A 1455-nucleotide genomic window follows, 5' to 3' on the forward strand; every position below is an offset into this window, starting at 1 on the left:
GATATAGCAAAACACTTACATTATGGCTCTTATGGATGTATTCACTCATTTTTCTATTGTACGCCGCGAGCGGCGGGGAATTAGACCCGAAGAGATTAAAAATGGATTTTAGATTCGATCCCCCCTGCCCCCCTTGATAAGGGGGGTGCCGATAGGCGGGGGGATCAGAATTGATAATTATTACTGTATCTAACATTAAAATATCTTTCATAATACCCACCAAACCTAAGAGAGCCAAAATATTATTAATAGCATAAATGTACTGTATTTAAACTGCCTATTGACATTTTAGTACAAATGCTCGGACTGCCTTAACCTAGCTCCGGCGCTCCCTTCTCCGGTGCAGTCTTAAGGATTAATTTAGATAGTCGGCATTTGATAAAACATAAGGAATGTTAACCAAAACCACTTATCGTTAGGAATTTTGATAAGTTGGAGATTGAACAAAGATAGAAAGTCTCTAGCGCTGACAACTATGGCTGTAATTGTCCAAAAATACGGTGGTACATCGGTAGGTTCCGTGGAACGCATTCAATCGGTCGCTCAACGGGTCAAAAATACGGTAATAGCAGGAAACACCGTGGTGGTGGTCGTTTCTGCCATGGGTAAAACCACCGATGGATTGGTCAATTTAGCCAAACAAATCGCCGCCGAACCCTCGCGCCGGGAGATGGATATGTTATTATCCACGGGGGAACAGGTAACGATCGCCTTGATGAGTATGGCCCTAGAGGAAATCGGACAACCGGCCATCTCCCTAACCGGCGCTCAAGTGGGAATTGTCACGGAATCCGAACATAGTCGGGCCCGTATTTTAGAAATTAAAACCGATCGCCTCTCCCGTCATCTATCGGAGGGTAAAGTAGTTGTGGTCGCCGGTTTTCAAGGTGTTAGCGATAGTGATCAACTAGAGATTACCACCTTGGGGCGCGGTGGTTCCGATACCTCGGCCGTAGCCCTAGCGGCCGCCTTAAAAGCCGATTTTTGCGAAATTTACACCGATGTACCCGGTATTCTCACCACTGACCCCCGTTTAGTCCCCGAAGCGCGTCTTTTAGACCAAATTACCTGCGATGAGATGCTCGAATTAGCCAGTTTAGGGGCGAAAGTTCTCCACCCGCGAGCGGTGGAAATCGCTAAAAATTTCGGGGTTCCCTTGGTTGTCCGCTCCAGTTGGACAGAGGATCCGGGTACTTGGGTGACATCCCCGGCACCGAAACCGCGCACCCTGCAAGGATTGGAATTGACAAAAGCAGTGGATGCGGTGGAATTTGAGGGCAATCAGGCGAAAATCGCCCTTTTACGGGTTCCTGATCGTCCCGGTATCGCTGCCCGTTTATTCGGGGAAATCGCTCATCAACAGGTGGACGTGGATTTAATTATTCAATCGATTCACGAGGGGGACAGCAACGATATCGCCTTTACGGTGATGGGAAATGCCTTAAAAAAAGCCCA

Annotated in this window: 2 protein-coding genes; one reads left to right on the forward strand and one right to left on the reverse strand. The window is 47.6% G+C overall.

Annotated elements, in window-relative coordinates:
• The coding region (locus PX481_RS14435) for a hypothetical protein (RefSeq protein WP_288094815.1) at positions 1-211 on the reverse strand (211 nt) is incomplete at its 3' end.
• 264 nt (positions 212-475) lie between these two features.
• Here PX481_RS14435 and PX481_RS14440 point away from each other — a divergent pair.
• On the forward strand, positions 476-1455 hold a 980-nt coding region (locus PX481_RS14440; protein WP_288094816.1), incomplete at its 3' end, for an aspartate kinase.

Source organism: Microcystis sp. M53603_WE2, from assembly GCF_030065435.1.